Origin of the sequence: Gardnerella piotii (assembly GCF_003397585.1) — a bacterium.
GTDB lineage: Bacteria > Actinomycetota > Actinomycetes > Actinomycetales > Bifidobacteriaceae > Bifidobacterium > Bifidobacterium piotii.
In genome coordinates, this window is record NZ_QJUV01000001.1 from 451,603 (window position 1) to 466,387 (window position 14,785).

14 protein-coding genes are annotated in these 14,785 nt (G+C 47.6%); 4 read left to right on the plus strand and 10 right to left on the minus strand.

Features of this window, described 5'->3' with window-relative positions:
- Positions 1-231 precede the first annotated feature (231 nt).
- Both uriT and uriH read right to left on the minus strand, forming a co-directional pair.
- Positions 232-1,653: a uridine transporter UriT gene (gene uriT, locus D0T20_RS02065; RefSeq protein ID WP_116438247.1), complete on the minus strand. Its 1,422-nt coding sequence runs from the start codon at positions 1,651-1,653 to the stop codon at positions 232-234.
- A gap of 123 nt (positions 1,654-1,776) precedes the next feature.
- Positions 1,777-2,724, minus strand: coding sequence for a uridine-preferring nucleoside hydrolase UriH (uriH, locus tag D0T20_RS02070; RefSeq protein WP_004131838.1), 948 nt, complete (start codon positions 2,722-2,724; stop codon positions 1,777-1,779).
- A gap of 242 nt (positions 2,725-2,966) precedes the next feature.
- On the opposite strand from uriH, the gene D0T20_RS02075 reads away from it, so the two are divergent.
- Positions 2,967-3,557 (plus strand): RsmD family RNA methyltransferase, encoded by a 591-nt coding sequence (locus D0T20_RS02075; protein WP_116438248.1) that lies wholly within the window; start codon positions 2,967-2,969, stop codon positions 3,555-3,557.
- Positions 3,558-3,572: 15 nt separating this feature from the next.
- On the opposite strand, the gene trmD is transcribed toward D0T20_RS02075, so the two are convergent.
- The 7 genes from trmD to cysS form a co-directional block, all read right to left on the minus strand.
- A complete protein-coding gene (trmD, locus tag D0T20_RS02080; RefSeq protein ID WP_116438249.1) occupies positions 3,573-4,433 on the minus strand; it encodes a tRNA (guanosine(37)-N1)-methyltransferase TrmD in 861 nt (286 codons plus the stop codon).
- Positions 4,434-4,464: 31 nt separating this feature from the next.
- Positions 4,465-5,049: a ribosome maturation factor RimM gene (rimM, locus tag D0T20_RS02085; RefSeq protein ID WP_162861497.1), complete on the minus strand. Its 585-nt coding sequence runs from the start codon at positions 5,047-5,049 to the stop codon at positions 4,465-4,467.
- 8 nt (positions 5,050-5,057) lie between these two features.
- The gene (locus tag D0T20_RS02090; RefSeq protein WP_016636230.1) at positions 5,058-5,291 is read right to left on the minus strand and encodes an RNA-binding protein; all 234 of its coding nucleotides are present in this window, start codon (positions 5,289-5,291) and stop codon (positions 5,058-5,060) included.
- A gap of 2 nt (positions 5,292-5,293) precedes the next feature.
- On the minus strand, positions 5,294-5,767 hold the full coding sequence (gene rpsP / locus D0T20_RS02095; RefSeq protein ID WP_116438250.1) for a 30S ribosomal protein S16: 474 nt from the start codon (positions 5,765-5,767) through the stop codon (positions 5,294-5,296).
- Positions 5,768-6,362: 595 nt separating this feature from the next.
- Positions 6,363-7,448: an endonuclease/exonuclease/phosphatase family protein gene (locus tag D0T20_RS02110; protein ID WP_116438251.1), complete on the minus strand. Its 1,086-nt coding sequence runs from the start codon at positions 7,446-7,448 to the stop codon at positions 6,363-6,365.
- 34 nt (positions 7,449-7,482) lie between these two features.
- Entirely contained in the window at positions 7,483-9,186 is a 1,704-nt protein-coding gene (ffh, locus tag D0T20_RS02115; RefSeq protein ID WP_116438252.1) for a signal recognition particle protein, read from the minus strand.
- A gap of 51 nt (positions 9,187-9,237) precedes the next feature.
- Complete coding sequence (gene cysS / locus D0T20_RS02120) at positions 9,238-10,833, minus strand: cysteine--tRNA ligase (RefSeq protein ID WP_116438253.1); 1,596 nt, start codon at positions 10,831-10,833, stop codon at positions 9,238-9,240.
- Between the two features lie 335 nt (positions 10,834-11,168).
- On the opposite strand from cysS, the gene D0T20_RS02125 reads away from it, so the two are divergent.
- Positions 11,169-12,563 (plus strand): nicotinate phosphoribosyltransferase, encoded by a 1,395-nt coding sequence (locus D0T20_RS02125; protein ID WP_116438254.1) that lies wholly within the window; start codon positions 11,169-11,171, stop codon positions 12,561-12,563.
- A 38-nt stretch (positions 12,564-12,601) separates the two neighbouring features.
- Here the strand turns inward: D0T20_RS02125 and D0T20_RS02130 are convergent, their stop codons facing one another.
- Positions 12,602-12,949 (minus strand): DUF3039 domain-containing protein, encoded by a 348-nt coding sequence (locus D0T20_RS02130; protein ID WP_116438255.1) that lies wholly within the window; start codon positions 12,947-12,949, stop codon positions 12,602-12,604.
- 168 nt (positions 12,950-13,117) lie between these two features.
- On the opposite strand from D0T20_RS02130, the gene coaD reads away from it, so the two are divergent.
- Both coaD and D0T20_RS02140 read left to right on the plus strand, forming a co-directional pair.
- A complete protein-coding gene (gene coaD, locus D0T20_RS02135; protein WP_020973209.1) occupies positions 13,118-13,672 on the plus strand; it encodes a pantetheine-phosphate adenylyltransferase in 555 nt (184 codons plus the stop codon).
- A 141-nt stretch (positions 13,673-13,813) separates the two neighbouring features.
- Positions 13,814-14,785, plus strand: coding sequence for a hypothetical protein (locus tag D0T20_RS02140; RefSeq protein WP_020973228.1), 972 nt, complete (start codon positions 13,814-13,816; stop codon positions 14,783-14,785).

Genomic DNA, 14,785 nt, shown 5'->3' on the forward strand with positions numbered 1-14,785 from the left:
ACGTGTTTTAGGTCAAATTTGGTACAAAACCCGGAAAATCGATCATGCCGTTCGCGTGGCCTAAGCGCTACACTTACGTTATATTTGTCTTATCAATGATGCAAATGTAACGAAAAATGGCCAAAAAACGTTACAAATGCCTTATGAGTGAGACAAATATAACGAATTTTGGCCCAAAAACATTACAAATGTCTCACTGCTGAGACATTTGTAACGCAGTCAAAGCGAGCATTATTCGCAATCTTCTGGCTTAGGAATCAAGAACGAGCATGCAAACGCGAGCGCAAGCAGCACGATTCCAGCAATCATCGAAGCAACGTAGCCAGTGGTGGCTCCAGCGTTCTGCGCAAAATTGGTCATAACAGCGTAAAGAATTGCAAAGCTCAATCCTGCTCCAAGGTTAAACGCGCCAGCATTCATGCCAGGCAAATATCCAGGATTATCTTTAGGAGAAAGCACAATTCCAAGGCCGTTAAGCATAATGTTTGCAACACCTGCGTAGCTAATTCCAAGCCACAAAGAAAGCACTACAAGAGCGAAAACAGAAGGCATTTCGGCAACGTACATTCCAAATACAACGCCAAGAACGCTTACAAGGATTCCAGCGCGCAAAACGAGTCGGTATCCAAACTTTGCAGCAAGCATGCCAGCAACAGGACCAAACACAAAGCCAATGATTGCGTAAGGCGTAAGAGTTGCAAAGCTAACCACACTTGCGCTCATTGCAGCTCCAGACTTAACATCTTGTGCAAGCTGTGGAACAACGCCATTCATGATTGCAAAAACGCCCGTCATTGTAAGAAGTGTGCAAGAAAGCAATCCCCAAGTGCGGCGTTGGCTCATATATTTTGTAGAAACAAGCGGAGCGGAGTTTTTGCCCTCTACGTTCCAGAAGATTACAAAGAAAACGATTGCAAGAACTACAAGAACTGCCACAAGAGTCAAGTTGGCGCTAGCAAGCTTGCCGATTTCGTTAATCGCAAGATATGCAGCCAAGAACGCGATGCCAAGCGTTACAACACCAACCCAATCCATCTTAGGAGTGTCTTGAGCGTGCGATTCTTCGGTCTGGAATATAACCAAAAGAACTGCAATCACGCCGATTACAGCCATAGTACAAAACACGGATCTAAATCCAAAGTTGCCTGCGAGCCAGCCGCCTGCAAGTGCGTCAACGCCTGCAATTCCGCCATTTACAGACGTTAAAATTGCCATCAACTTTGCGTAACGCTTTTCTTCGCTAACGCGCACGCGCAGCATAATCAAGCACATTGGCACAACTGGACCGCTTGCGCCTTGAAGGATTCGGCCAATCATAAGAACCGTAACATTTGGTGCAATGGCGCTAATCACGCATCCTAAAATGGTTGAAATCAGAATGCCTGTAAGTACTTTTTTGCGGCCAACAAGGTCTGCCAAGCGAGGTAGGAATAGCGAAAACAGCGCTGCTGCAGTAAAGAACACAGTTTGTGTTAGCGCGATTTGCGTATCCGTTGTTTTAAGCTCGTGCGTCATAGTGGCGAGTGCTGGGGAGAGCATGGATGCGTTTAGCTGGAACGCAAAAATGGCCACTAGAAGTGCGGTCATAAGTGCTACGATTGAGCGTCCGCCCTTGTCTAACATGTGTGGAGCTGGAGATGAAACCTCAGTCATAATAACTCCTATATATTGTTTGGTTATTAGGGATCTTCTCTTGTTAGGGATTTTCTCTATTATCTTTTATTTATTTGTTTGATGTATATTGTTTGACTATTTGGTTTATTTGACTTACTTGACTTATTTGATTCCATCGATTCGCTTTAGAGCGTCGATAATCAAATCCCAGAACTTGTTAAAGTCAAGCTTAGTGGCCACTTGCGTGTGGCATTCGCTTGCGGATGGCTCTGGTCCGCGCAAGTCTGCAACCGTCATTCCAAGTGTTAAATCGCCTTTAATTTCAACGTCTAGAGGGCATCTGCGAGTTTGTACAACACTGTGGTCAATCAAGTACGCAACCGTGCAAGGATCGTGCACAGGTGGGTCAATAAAATCTTGATTGTTTTGGTATGTTTTGCGGAAGAAGTCCATCAAGCCGCTTGCAAACGCAGAAAGAGGTGTGCCGATTGCGTCGATTTTAGCTTGTACTTGCGGTGTGCAAAGTGCTTGGTGCGTTAAATCAAGACCAACCATTGTAATAGGCCAATCTTCATTAAACACAACGTGAGCGGCTTCAGGATCTACCTTAATGTTAAATTCTGCGACCGCGCTCCAATTTCCAACGTGGTAGCCGCCGCCCATAAGCACAACTTCCTTAACGCGGCTAACGATTCGCGGCTCCATTCGCGCAGCCATTGCAATGTTTGTAAGTGGGCCAGTTGGAACAAGTGTAATCGTGCCTGGCTCGCTGTTCATAATCGTGTTGATAATCCAGTTTACTGCGTGGCCTTCGTCTAATGGGCGAGTTGGCTTTGGGAGAGTTACTCCGTCTAGGCCAGTTTCGCCATGAATGGATGCAGCCACTTCTAGCGGGCGAATCATTGGGCGATCGCATCCTGCGTGAACTGGAATGTTTGTTGCGTGAGCCATTTCTAGCGTTGCTCGCGCGTTGTACGTAACTTTTTCGAGGCTTTGATTACCGCCGACTGTTGTTACGCCAATCAAATCAATGTTTGGGTTGCCAAGCGCTAGAAGAATTGCCATCGCGTCGTCGTGGCCAGGGTCGCAATCTAAAATGATTGAAGTCATTGCTGCTCCTTAGTTGTTTAGTTGTATGTCAGTTGTATTTGGGATTTAGATATTTTATGCTTAGGCTTTTTAGCAAACTTCATTGTTTAGCGTAGTTTGGGATAAATCGCCAGAAACCAGTGCTAAGCAACATTTGTTGATGTTAATAAACAAATGACCAATACAATTTTAACAAGGATAAAATTTGACACAAGTAAAAAAGATGCATAAGGCAAAATAAATTAAAATGATATGCTTAAAATATGCACGTAATTGCAGGAAGATTTAAAGGCACGCCATTATGCGCCGCAAAGTCATGTACAAGACCAACAACAGACCGCACAAAAGAGGCGATTTTTTCTAGACTCGACTCGTGGGGAGTGTGCGGGGGAGCGCGCGTACTCGACTTATTCGCTGGAACCGCTGCGTTGGGTGTAGAGGCGATTTCTAGGGGTGCAAACGAGCTGGTGTGTGTAGAGGCTAACGCGGCTGCGGCGGCACTAATTGCAAAAACCGTTAAAGTGCTAGAAAGTCAAAGCGCGTGGAGCCAGGATTTAAGCGTGCGCGTAAATAAAAAGCGTGCGGAGCAGTTTGTGCAAGACTACAGCGGCGAGGCTTTCGATTTGGTGTTTATAGATCCGCCGTACGCGTTGGAGACGGCACAAGTTGAGCTTTTGATTGAAAACATGGTTAATAGGGGCGTTGTGAGCGCTGCTGCAGATACGTTGATTGTTTTGGAGCGTAGCGCGCGCAGCGTTGTGCCTAAGATTTGCGCGGGGTGGGAGATTTTCGACACGCGCAACTATGGTGAGACTGCAGTTATGTTTATTCAAACTTCGCGCAACAGCAAATAAGAAACCGTGCAAATTCTATAGGCGTTTTGGCGAATCGCCAGAAACCTCCCATCCAAGGCTAATCAGCGTTTTTCTATCCTGCTTACTAAGCGACTTGCAATCAAGTTTCTCAATCAAATCTGGTCTAATTTGACTTGTGCGCTCCAACGCATCATCTCTACGGAATCGATCCACTTTAGCGTGGTCGCCCGAAGTAAGAATCGCAGGCACACTAATGCCGCGCCAAGTTGTTGGACGCGTGTACTGGTGATGCTCAAGAATCGCGTCCGCGCCCGTGTACGACTCTTCCACAATCGACTCAGGGTTACCCATAAAGCCTGGAATCAAGCGCGTAATGGCCTCTACCATAACGCTAACAGCAACTTCGCCGCCGTTAAGAACGTAGTCGCCAATAGAGTACTCGCGCACATCTAAGCCGCGCGATTTGTAGTATTCTGGGATTCGCGCGTCGTAGCCTTCGTAGCGGCCACATCCAAACACGAGTCGCTTTGCGTTTGCTAATTGCGTTGCGTCTTTTTGCGAAAACAGTGGTGCAGAAGGATTTGGGAAGATTAGAATTGTGCCGTTATCAACGCTATTGTTTGCGATGCAGTTATTGTCGTCGCAGACATCGCAGACATCGCCGCTGTTATCTGCGATATTATTGCCACTAAAAAGCAGCTCATCCAGGCACTCCGACCACACCTCTGGCTTCATCACCATTCCAGCGCCGCCGCCAACTGGTGTATCGTCAACCGATTGATGAACGTCGTGCGTCCATCTTCTAAGATTGTACGCGTTGATTTTAAGCAGGCCATTATCTTGCGCTTTGCCGAGCAAGCTTAAATCAAGCATGCGAAAATATTCTGGAAATACGGAGATTATGTCGATTTGCATTTTTATAAGCCTTAAGCTTAAATCCTGCGCATTAAAGCCCAGGGATTAAGCCGCCTGGAGGGTCTAAAGTTAAATATTCGTCTTTAAGATTTACTTCTGGAACAAGCGCTTGAACAAAAGGAACTAGCGCAATTTTATCATCGCCAACTGGCTCCAAAAGGCGGATTTTAAGCAGCGACTGAGCGCCGTCCACAACGTCTACGACTTTGCCGATTTCGCGAGGAGCAACACCAAGTGAATTATTCTTACAAATGCGCGCGCTAAGGCCTACTAAATCCTTAATATACCAGGCGTTTTCTTGCTCTAACTCTTCCGCGCTTTGAGCCTTAGTGTAAAGCTCCAAGCCGTTTAATGCCTCTGCGTCGTTACGATTTAGGCTTTGTTCAAAAAGTAGAATCCAGCGGTTTTTGAAAGTGCGAGAAGCTTCGATTGTAAACTCGCGCTCGCCATCTTGCGTGTAAAGCACATTGCCTGGTTCAAAGCGATTATAAGGTTCGTCTGTAAAGATTTGAACCGTGACTTCGCCTTTTAATCCTTGCGCTTTTCCAATACGACAAACCCTCAGTAGGGTGTTTGCACCTTGCTGAGGGTTGTCAAAAAGTTGGTTTTTAGCCACGTTCAATCTCACTTACGTACGTCCATAATGTCTACGCGCACGTTGCGATGGCTTAGAGCCTGCACAACAATACGAATAGCATTGGCGGTACGACCGTTTCTTCCAATAACGCGACCGATGTCTTCTGGATTTACGCGCACGCGCAAAAGTTCGCCGCGAGCGTTTGAATGAGAACGCACGGATACGTCATCTGGAAAATCCACAATGTTCTTAATGAGATGTTCCACAGCTTGAGCCAGCATAATTACTCAGCCTTTTCCTCGGCTTCAGCATCTGCTGCTGGAGCTTCTTCAGTGGCTTCTTCGGCTTCGTTCTTAGCGGCTTCTGCAGCAGCCTGAGCCTTTGCAGCGGCTTCGGACTTAGCGGCCTTAAGCTTCTGAGCTTCGGCTTCTACAGCCTCAACGCGAGCCTGAGCATCTGGGCCAGCTTCGGAAGTCTTCAAAGTGCCTTCTGCACCTTCAAGACCCTTGAACTTCTGCCAATCGCCAGTAATCTTTAGCAGCTTCAACACTGGTTCGGTTGGCTGTGCGCCAACGCCAAGCCAGTACTGTGCGCGATCAGACTTAATCTGAATCAAAGATGGCTGCTTGTTTGGATCGTAGATGCCGATCTCTTCGATGGACTTGCCGTTACGCTTGTTGCGCGAATCAGAAATTACAACGCGATAGAAGGCGTAGAACTTCTTGCCCAATCTCTTAAGACGAATCTTGGTTGCCAAAATGGCTCTCCTTATAACTAGAGTCGTAGAATTTCGCTCGGGTGTGGGGCACTCCTTGCGAGTTCCACTGTTCCTCGCGTGGTCGATAAGAGGGCTTCGATTCACGCGAATAACTTTTCTATTATGACTGATTGCGTGGACTATACGCTCCGACCTGCCTTCGCGCTTAGAGCGTAGTGCGCGAACGATATTTCCTATTTCCTATTTACTGTTGCGAGAGGGCTGGCTAATTCTTGTCTCACAACGCTCCGCCTATTACGTGTAGTATAGAGTTGCGGTTGTTCCGATTCGGCTTTAATTTTTTGTTTTTGGTTGAAGCTTGTTTGTAGGCGTGTGTCATTGGATTATTTGGTATCGGCTGCCGCTCTTATACTGTTCGACCAAGAATCACCCAGCCCTCTTGCATGCTTAAACTTTTTCGTATCTTTCATCGCCGAGATTCTCGATTTTTCTTGCTGCTTCAGCGAATCACCATTTCATGCTGAGGTTCGCTTCATTCGCCGCGAAAAATCTCGAATCTCTACCTTGCTTAGTGGAGTAATGTACGCAAAGAGCATTGTTATTCGGGCGAATAAGCGGGGAGATAGAGGAGGAGCTAGAGGAGGATTGAAACGCAAACGATTAGCGCAAAGTGGTCACTGCCGTCCACGCGAATCGCGCGTTGCTCTGTGGCTATAGCGATGCATCCGCTTGATTTTACTAACACATGGTCAAGCGCAAGATTCGGCCATTTTTGCCACGTTGGCCAAGTCTTTAGTCGCTTGCCGATTTGCATTGATGCGTCTAAAAAGCCTGATTTTAGTAGCTTTCTAAAGCTTGGGTGGTCTGGAGTAGAGTTTAAGTCTCCGCCGATTATTGTGACTTTTTTGCATCCGCTTTTATTGTGATTTTCGCCGATTTTTGCAAGCGACATTATTCCGCTGCTCCAAGCATCGCATCCGCGCATAGGCGACTTTGGATGCGCTGAGGCAAATGTTATTAGAAGATTTTCCGCGGAAGAATCGCCAGCTTCTAAAGACGAGTCGCAAGCAACCGCCGTAACAATTGGCACGTTTGCTGCATCAATCTTAATCGACTTGCCAAAAGATTCCTTAATATTGCTTAGTCGCGTATAAATCGCGTTAAATCCGCCATTTTCGTGGTTGTTTGTATTTCCCAATTGTACATGCGCAAAATCGCGCCTAATCCCAAGTTTTTCAAGGTTTTTTACAAGTTTTTCGCTAACTTCTTGTAAAAGAATCGTGTCGATTTTATGCGTTTTTGCGAGTTTTATTATTTGACTTGCGTTTGCGCGGCCATATCTGCAATTAAGCGTCATAACGCGGATTTCTAGTGATTTTTCTAGTGATGGTTCTGGCGATTTTTCCTGTTTTATTCGCATCAATCTTCTTGCAAAATACGGCGTATACGATTTCAAAGAGATTAAGAATAACAGTGCATATGCAACGCACAAAAATACGTAAGATTTATAAAATTCATTTTGCGAGCGTGTTGCAACTGCAGCCACAGCGCTGGCGATTAGCCCAAACCCTGCGCAAAACGGCGCAATCGGAAGCAGCGCAATAACATATGGCAATGGTTTTAGCTTATCCGCTCCAGCTGGCAGCCACCTAAGCAGCTGCCAAACTAGAAGCAAAACAAGCGAAATAAATAAAATCGCAAGTAAAATCGAGTAAATCATCTACTGGTTATATGGATTATTCGCATTATTTGCATTATCTGCCGAAAAGTCCTGCGAGTCCGCCACCCAAATTAGGCGGCAAATCAGGCATTCCGCCAGCAAAATCACCTTCGCCACTCATAAGATTTTGAAGATTTTCTGGCAAATTATTAGGCAAATCCTGCTTCTTCTTCATAAAGGCAGACTCGCCAGCGTCATCGCCATCATTTGCATTATTTGCATAAGAATTTCCAGACAAGCGGTCTCTGAGAGCGCGCTCTTCGGCCTCGCGGCGCATAGGATTGCCAGACTTTCCGCCCTTCTTCTTGCTCTTTTTGTCTTTACGCTTAGACTTTCCAGCTCCGCCGCCAAACCCAGGAATTCCGCCCATTCCAGGCATTCCTGCGCCGCCGCCATTGCTCATGCGCTTCATCATCTTAGCTGCTTGCTCAAAGCGTTGCAAAAGCGCATTCACCGCGGAAACTGAAACGCCTGCGCCAGCTGCGATTCGCGCGCGCCTAGAACCATCAATAATCTTGGTGTCTTTGCGTTCCTTAGGCGTCATCGAGCGAATAATCGCCTCTGTGCGGTCTATCTCGCGGTCGTCAAACTGCTCAAGCTCTTGCCTGTGCGCCGCCATTCCAGGCATCATGCCAAGAATTTTCTTCATAGAACCAAGCTTTTTAACCTGCTGAAGCTGATCCAAAAAGTCATCTAGTCCAAAAGTTCCTTCAGATATTTTGGCGGCCGCTTTTCTAGACTCTTCCTCGTCAAACTGTTTTTGCGCATTCTCAATAAGCGTTAGAATATCGCCCATATCTAGGATTCTGGAGGCCATTCTATCTGGGTGGAAAATCTCAAAATCCTTCAAACCTTCGCCAGTAGAAGCGAACAAAATCGGCTTGCCAGTTACGCTTGCAACAGATAGCGCAGCGCCGCCTCGCGCATCGCCATCTAACTTAGAAAGCACAACGCCCGTAAAGTCAACGCCCTCGTTAAACGCTTGAGCCGTGCGAACGGCATCCTGACCAATCATGGCGTCTATAACAAACAGGATTTCTTGCGGATTAACAGTATCGCGAATTTCGCGCGCCTGCTGCATAAGAGCATCGTCCACGCCAAGGCGACCAGCGGTATCGATAATAACCGTGTCGTACATTTTTGCGCGCGCGTAGTCGATGGAATCTCGCGCAACCTTAACAGGGTCTCCAGTTGCTAAACCAGCCGAAACGACTTCGCTGCCGCCATCACTTTGCACGCCTCGTTCTGGCGCAAAAATCGCCACGCCTGCGCGCTCGGCAACAACCTCAAGCTGCGTAACGGCGTTAGGGCGCTGCAAATCCGCCGCAACAAGCAAAGGCGTATGGCCCGAATCCTTAAGCCAGTAGCCCAATTTTCCTGCGAGCGTTGTTTTACCAGCGCCTTGCAAGCCAGCAAGCATGATTACGGTTGGAGGGTATTTTGCAAAATTCAGCGGTCGCTCAACGCCTGCGCCCAAAACGTTTGTAAGCTCGTCGTTTACAATTCGCACAACCTGTTGCGCAGGATTTAGTGCGCTAGAAACTTCTTCGCCTAGTGCGCGCTCGCGGATTTTAGCGGTAAAAGATCGCACAACGTCTAGAGCCACGTCTGCGTCTAAAAGTGCGCGGCGGATTTCGCGAATCGTGCCGTCTATGTCGGAATCGGATAATTTGCCTTTTCTGCGCAAGTGCTTGAATGCGCCAGAAAGTCTTTCTGTTAACGAACTAAATGCTGCCATAATTGCTCTATTCTACAGGTTGTTTGGAATGTTTTGTTATATTGTTTTTGCTTAAGACAAATGCCACGATGACCCTTGTGCGGAATCTTCGATTACAACTCCAGCGGCAGTTAAAGAGTCGCGAATCGCGTCTGCGCGTGCAAAATCCTTAGCAGCGCGCGCAATCGCCCTTTGTTCCAGCTGATTTGTAATCAAAGATTCAAGAGCCTTGTGTTCTGCGCTTGCGCCATTATCTGCGTCTTCTCCTAAATCTTGCGATTTTTGCGCGTTACTGCGCCATTGTGGAGAGTAAGGGTCTAATCCAAGCGTGTCTAGCATTGCACGAACTTGCAAAACACAAGTCTTAAGAAGGTTTTTAATACTATCGTTTTGACTGTTATCTTGACTTTGCGCATAGTCGTCCAAAAGCGCGTTGCCAGAGCGAATCGCAGTAAAAATCGCGGCCAGCGCGCCCGAAACGTTAATATCGTCGTTCATAGCTTTAGTAAAATCTTCTGGAATATTATCTGCATCAACGCCCTGAACTTCCGCATAATCTGGCTGATTTTCGATTACGCGGCCAGCGCGCTCGAGGAAGTTAGATATGCGATCATAAGCAGATTGTGCCTCGTTCAAAGATTGATCCGACCACTCCAGCATTGCGCGATATTGCACGCCGCCTAGCGCGTATCGCACAACCCACGCGGATTTTTGAGCCAGAACCGATGGAACAGAAAGGCCGTTTCCAAGGGATTTGCTCATTTTTTCGCCCTTAGATGTAACCCAAGCGGAATGCATCCACACGTTTGCGCTTTTCCATCCAGCAGCGAGTGTTTGTGCCATCTCGTTTTCGTGATGTGGGAAGCGCAAGTCTAGTCCGCCGCCGTGAATGTCGAAGGAATCGCCAAGATAGCGGTGACTCATCGCCGAGCATTCAATGTGCCATCCTGGTCGGCCTGCTCCAAACGGCGTGTTCCAACGTGCGTCTTTTTGGTCAAAATCGCAAGGTGCCTTCCAAAGAGCAAAATCGCGAGCATCGTGCTTATCTGGGCTTGCGTCGGCAGGGTCAATCGGATTGTATTTGCTGTCTTTGCTGGATTTGTCGTCGCTATTGCTGCCATCTGAATTGCCATTTTGATGCGTAAGCGCGCCGTAATCTTGCCAACTTGGAACACTAAAATACACGTTTCCAGTAGGATTGCCATTCGCATCCGTTATTTCGTACGCGTGGCCGCGATCAATCAAGCGCTGTATAAGCTCCACCATGTCGTTTATGTGACCGGTTGCGCGCGGCTCCACAGTAGGCGGCATAACGCCAAGCGTATCGTAAGCTTCAGTAAACTCGCGCTCGTAAATGTAGGCGCGCTGCCACCATGTTTGGCCATTTTCGCTAGCTTTTTTGATGATTTTATCGTCTATATCGGTAACATTTCTAACAAAAGTAACGTTGTAGCCAAGGCGCAAAAGCCATCGGCGAACAACGTCGAAGGCGATTGCTGCGCGAATATGACCTATGTGCGGCGAGCTTTGCACAGTTGCGCCACACACGTACATTCCAACGTGACCAGGAGTAACGGTTGTAAACTCGCTAGTGCTGTGAGTTGCCGTGTTGTATAAGCGCAATCGCGCGGCTGCTGCTGTAAGAGTTCTGTTCGTATTTTCAAGCATAATCTCAATTATATGTTTAGCTAATAACTCACGTTTAGACCGCGCGAACGATTTGACGCATTTTGTACCATATTTGATCTAAATTACGTACAAACTCGGGAAAATAACTCCGTATTTTGTACCAGATTTGATTTAAATCACGTACATTTTCGGGCGCGACGACCTGCCTGAGCGCTTAGACCGCGCGAACGATTCGACGCACTTTGTAGCTTTGGTCGTAGATAGGCGTAGGACTATGATTGCAAGCAGATAGAAAATGCAAGCGCAGCTACGGAAAAATGGCCACTAACCGCCCGCCGAATGCACGCCACTAAAATCGCAAGAAAGGATTAAAAATGCTTGATTCTTTTGATTTCGCAAAGTCTGAAGTAAAGTCTTATACAAACTCTTCCGTACTCATGACAGACATGTACGAGTACACAATGCTCGACGCGGCGCTAAAAGACGGTACAGCAGACCGCAAATGCGTTTTTGAGATTTTTACGAGGCATCTTCCGCAAGGACGACGCTACGGAGTGGTAGCAGGCACAGGCAGAATCCTAGAGGAGTTGGCGCGATTCCACTTTAGTGACGAGGACTTGCGATTTTTGCAAGATCGCAAAATCGTAAGCAAAGACACCATTAAATGGCTAGAAAACTACCATTTTAGCGGCAAAATTCGCGGTTACAGAGAAGGCGAAATGTTCTTCCCAGATTCTCCGATTTTGCAAGTTGAAGGCACTTTTGGCGAATGCACTCTGCTAGAAACGCTGCTGCTTTCCGTGCTTAACTACGATTGCGCGGTGGCGAGCGCTGCGGCTCGCATGGTTTCCGCTTCTGCTGGAAGGCCGTGCATGGATATGGGCGGCAGGCGCACAAACGAGTGGTCGGCGGTGGCTGCCTCGCGCGCGGCGGTAATCGGCGGTTTTAAGGGCACTGCAAACCTGCTTGCGGCAAAGCTTTACGGTCTTAAGGCGATTGGAACGGCCGCGCATTGCTTTACGCTTGTGCACGACCGCGAGCGCGATGCTTTTGAGTCGCAGATTGCAGCGCTCGGCAAAGGCACAACGTTGCTTGTAGACACGTACAACGTAGAAGAGGCTGTTAAAACCGCCGTGCAAGTTGCTGGCGCGGATCTTGGCGGCGTTCGCATTGATTCGGGCGATTTGTGCGCTATGGCTCGTCGCGTGCGCGCGCAGCTCGATGCGTTAGGCGCTAAAAACACTAAAATCACAGTTACTAACGATTTGGACGAGTACGCTCTTGCGTCTTTGCAAAACGCGCCAGTCGATTCCTACGGCATTGGCACAATGCTTGTTACAGGTTCGGGAGCGCCTACTTGCGCAATGGTTTATAAGCTTACGGAGCGCCAGGGCGCGGATGGCGTTATGCAACCTGTTGCTAAGAAGTCTAAGAATAAGGCGACTGTTCCAGGGCGTAAACTTGCGTATCGTTCCTACGATTTTAGTGGAGCGAATGGTGGCGCTGCTGGCAATGGCGTAGCTGACTGCGAGCGCGTGATTTCTGGATCGGAGAGTGCGCTCGCCGCCTTTAAGCCGCAAGATTCTTGGGAAGATTTGCTAGTTGACTACGTGCAAAATGGCGAATTTAATACGGAGTTTATGGGTCATGACGCGATTATGCGCGCACAGGATTATTGCGCCAAAGCGCTTAGCAGACTTCCGATTTCTGCTCAAAGTCTTATGCGCGGCGACCCTGCGATTCCTACAGAAATCAGCGTTTTAGGCTAGTTTTGCTAGTTTATAAATCAGCTTTAATTTGAGTTACTCTAAAAGCCCAGATTGTTCATCTCTTCGTAGATTTTTTTGCACTCTGGGCAAACAGGGTAGTCATTTGCTTCGCGCTTTGGAATCCACACTTTTCCGCACAGTGCTACAACAGGGCGGCCAGTCAAGCGCGATTCGATTACGCGATCTTTGGAAACATAGTGCGCAAAGCGGTCTGCGTCGCCGCCATCGTCCATTTTTGCGGATTCGTCTACTTCTGGTTTTTCGAGCACACTTGTGTTTGTGCTAGACCCAGAATCTGGGAGGCTTTGCGAATCGTCTTCCATAACAGCGTTCAAATTAGCAGCGTTTGAGCTATCGCCATATTTTGAATCATTTGAAAACGTCATTGCATCCCTTTCGTACAAATCCTTTTCACACAAATCATGTTTGCATAAATCGTGTTTTGTTGCTTGCGATTTATGTTTATACAAGCATAATTCATAATCGCAACAAATGCTCGCGCGTTACAGCGCGCTCACGTCTAGCTCGTGCCAGACACGTGGTAACCTAAAAGCATGACTATAGCTGTTTGCCCAGGCTCCTACGATCCCGTTACAGCCGGGCACTTAGACGTGATACAACGTTGTACGCATCTTTTTAACGAAGTGCATGTTTTAGTGGCGGTTAATGCGGCCAAAACGCCCATGTTTTCCGAGTCGGAGCGCGTGGATATTATTCGCAAGGCGCTGGAAGACTTAAAAGACGATTCGCCAATCGGCAAGTTTGCGCCACCTTTGCGCGGTGCAGCTAAATCGCCAGCATGTAAAATAGTTGTTTCTTCTACAGATGGTCTTATTACAGATTATTGCAAAAAAGTTGGCGCAACCGTAATCGTTAAGGGATTGCGACAAAACGGCGACTACGAGGCGGAGCTTGGAATGGCGCTGGTTAATCGCAAGCTGGCTGGCATTGAAACCATGTTTTTGCCAGCGGATCCTATTTTGGAGCATGTTTCTAGCTCTGTTGTAAAAGATGTGGCTCGTCATGGTGGAGACGTTTCGGGAATGGTGCCAAATAATGTGATACCACTTTTGCAAAGCGTTTTTTCTAAAACAAATGCAATATCGTAATCATAAAATCAGCGAAATATTATAATGGCAAGTTAAATATCACCGAAATAAGTACAATATTACTAAAATAAATACGTACTAAAATACGTACAATAAAATTGTTAAGAGATAAGAGAGCAGCTACTTAGCGAAGGAGCGCAAATGAGCGAAAACGAAGATGACACAATGGAAAGCCAGGTATCGGCAAATCGCAGCCAAAAGTTGCCATTAAATCCAGTGATTGCAAACAGTGACGATTCGCCTAGTGCTGCTTTTGAAGCTTACGACGCTGTGCCTGCTGCAAGCAAGACTAACGATGATGATGCTAGTGATGCTGCTAGTGGTGCTACTAGCGACTCAGCGGCGGCTAGCGACTCTTCTGGTGATTCTGCGGCGGCTGGCGATAATGTGCAAAACTTGTTCCCAATGCCAGATTTGCGCGAGCGAGAAGACGGCGGTGCAATAGCGTTTGACGACGAAGAAGAAAACGTGTTTAAGGCAGCAGATCCGCAAACCGTTAGTGAGGAAGTGCGCACAAAGTCGCGCGAAGAGTTCACCACTGTGTACGACATAATCGACACGATGGAAACGGTGTTAAACAGCGCAAAGGGAGTTCTCTTTGCTGCTGGAATGGCAAAGGTGGATCGCGAAGAATTTGGCGATTACTTGTCTAGATTAAAAGACATGCTGCCTGTTCAGCTGGAGCGCGCTAGTGCGTTAATGCGAGAGGCGGAGAGGCGTTTGCGCACGGCTCAAGCTCAAGCAAATTCTGTTGTGAGTTCGGCTCAAAGTCAGGCTGCGCAAATGGTTGAGGAAGCTCAGGAGCGAGCCAGATTCTTAGCAGGTCAAGAAAATGTTGTTGCGATTGCAAGAAACCAAGCGCGCGAGATTGTAAACAATGCGCAAGCAAAGGCCGAAAAGCTTACTCGCGGTGCGGATCAGTACAGTGCCACGGTTATGGAAGGCTTAAAGCAGCAATTAGACAAGCTTGAGCAAGACGTTCAAGCAGGTCAGCGCGTTTTGGAAGAGCGTAGACGCGCTGCTGCACACGTTCAAAATGAGGCTGCTAGTAAGATAGATGACGAATTTGACAGCGAGAGCAGCGAAATAAGCAAAAGTGACGAAAGGAATTAA